This is a genomic window from Sulfurovum sp. bin170 (assembly GCF_010892395.1).
GTDB lineage: Bacteria > Campylobacterota > Campylobacteria > Campylobacterales > Sulfurovaceae > UBA1140.
The window spans coordinates 1-2,646 of sequence record NZ_JAACKB010000079.1 but is presented as its reverse complement, the minus strand read 5'-3'; the positions used below and the strand labels follow the sequence as shown (position 1 = coordinate 2,646).

The 2,646-nt window shown below is 37.4% G+C and carries 2 protein-coding genes; both read left to right on the top strand.

The window, feature by feature from the left end; all coding sequences use genetic code 11:
- Positions 1-47 precede the first annotated feature (47 nt).
- A complete protein-coding gene (locus GSY74_RS01910; RefSeq protein ID WP_164663429.1) occupies positions 48-1,010 on the top strand; it encodes a MoxR family ATPase in 963 nt (320 codons plus the stop codon).
- A 69-nt stretch (positions 1,011-1,079) separates the two neighbouring features.
- The coding region (locus GSY74_RS01905) for an SAV_2336 N-terminal domain-related protein (RefSeq protein ID WP_164663428.1) at positions 1,080-2,646 on the top strand (1,567 nt) is incomplete at its 3' end.

The window sequence follows — 2,646 nt, the reverse complement described above, 5'->3', positions numbered from 1 at the left end:
CTATTAATAGATTTAAAAGATTTTATGAATAAAAGGAGAACTTAATTATGAATACAAGTTGGTACATATTTACAGGAGACAAAAAGAAAAAAGGTATTGATATAGATACCCTCAACAAGATAGCACCTGCTCCATCATGGAGAAAAAGCAAACAAAAAGGGGATACTCAACTGGTCTATCTGCCATCAGAAGAGGAGAAGGCTATAGTAAATGCTTCTATCTATTTGAGAAGACCTCTTCTACTGACAGGAAAAGCAGGAACAGGTAAATCCTCTTTGGCGTATGCTATTGCTGATGAGTTGGGGTTAGAGTTGTACCATTGGGCTATTAATAGTAAAAGTACACTAGAAGATGGACTCTATAGCTATGATGCTATCTCTAGGCTACAAGATGCACAACTCAAAAAAATCAAAGACGACACTACAGAAGATGAGATTACTAAGTATCTAAAACTTGCCCCACTTGGTAAGGCTTTTGCTTCTAATAAAAAGTCTGTTTTACTCATTGATGAGCTTGATAAAAGTGATATTGACCTGCCTAATGATTTGCTCCATATACTAGAAGAGAATAAGTTTGAGATAGATGTACTCAAACGATACAGTAGTAAAGAGCTTGTAAATCTTGGAACAGAGGAGAATCCCATTATGATAAAAAATGGAGAAAAAGAGATAAATATAGATAACTTTCCCATTATCATTATGACAAGTAATGGAGAGAGGGATTTTCCTCCTGCTTTTATGAGAAGATGTCTGCATCATGAGATGGAGCTTCCAACAGAAGAGCGACTGATAGAGATAGTAACTCAACATCTAAACTTGACCGAAGATGATGAGAACTTAGGTATCATAGGTGAGATAGTAAAAGAGTTTATAGAAAAGAGAGATGGCTTGGGAGAGAGCCGACAAAAGAGTGAGTTGGCTACCGACCAACTTCTGAATGCTCTCTATCTAAGATTGAATGTAAAGAAAAGTGAGATTTTTAATGATATACTTTGGCATTCATTGGATTAGCATTAGGAGCCGATGGCTTTAGCCTCGCCTATTCGGGGCTGAAGCCTCCGATTCCCAAAAAGGACTATTTTGAGCAATTTAAAGGAGCTGTATCAACTGTTAAGAGCTGATGGTATAAAGATTGATACTATAGAGTTAGCAGAGTCTCTATGGTTATCAAAATATATCTCAAAAACAGAAATATTATCATCTAGTACTAATAATAATTTTATTACAGATACAAAAGAGGAGGATGAGGATACATCCAAACCTACAGACGATACTCCACCACCTCCCATTACCTCAAAAGTCAAACAGTTAAAACAGAAAAAACGAGAAGATGCACCACTTCATCCTGTCTCTGATAGTGATAACAAAAACTCTCTTCCGTTTCGTACTCCATTGGTGCGTAAACTCTATAAAGACAATGACCTCATCTTTGCCTTTAGACATTTTCGTCAAAAGATAGCTTCACTCAAAGAGACCAAGCTTGATGAGGAGAAAATAGCTGACTACATCGCCAAAACTGATATTTTTAGACCTTTTTATAAAAAGAGTTATGAGAAGAGATTTAGAGTTCTTTTTATAGTTGATAGCTCTGAAAGCATGAAAATATGGGAGAGTATGATAGATGAGTTTGTTAAAAATGTGAAGAACTACCATATATTTAAAGAGGTAATGGTTTGTTATCTATCAACGGATAGTGAAGAGCCTCAATTTTTCAGGAAAAAGGGGTTGACCTCCTCACTCAATGACAGATGGTACAGACACATTGACTCCAATACCATCGCCTTTATGTTTAGCGATATGATGTCCAAATCATGGAGTAGTGGAGTGCTTCTACAACAGATAACCCTTTGGCAAAAACATTTTCCTTTTGCTGTGGTGCAGATGTTGCCTCAACGCTTGTGGAATGGTACAAAACTCATAGATGCCTCGATGGGAAAGATGAGTAGCCGTAAAAAGTTTGCATTGAATGGTCAAATCGTTAGCCGAGCCGAGGAGATATTGTCTAGAGAGGAAGAGGAACTACCTGAATTGGTCAAGATACCCCTGTTGAACTTCAATCCAAGCTCCATAGAAGCGTATGGTAAAATTATGCGTTCTTTACCCAATAATAGGATAGAGGGGGCATTGTTTGAAGCAGAGGATTTTAGAGGAGAGTACCAACTTGAAAAAGAGAACAATGAGTTAGATGCAGAGCAGAGGCTTAGAGGTTTTTACAAATATGCAAGTGGGGAAGCTAAAGAGCTACTTGAACTTTTGGCTGTTGTGCCTTTGAGTTTGCCTATTGTAAAATTAGTACAACAGAAACTGCTACCACAGAGTACCCAAGAGCATTTGAGTGAAGTGTTTATGAGTAGCATCGTAGACAAAGAGCAAAAGGTTGATGGCTTTTATAAATTCTCAAAATATGAAGATGAAGAAAAAGGTGTTAGAGAAGAGCTTATCAAAAAGATAGGTGCTAAAAAAGCATTTCAGACCATTGTTAAACTCTCGGAAGTGATACAAAAGCAAGGAGGTATTTTTGACTTTTTGGCTTTTGTGGTTGACCCTGCATCTTTGAAACGGAGTGATGAGTTTAGTGAGATAGATAGGGAGTTTGCTCGAATATCGGTGGCTTTGCTTAGAGAGATGGGAGAGCAGTATCGGCATT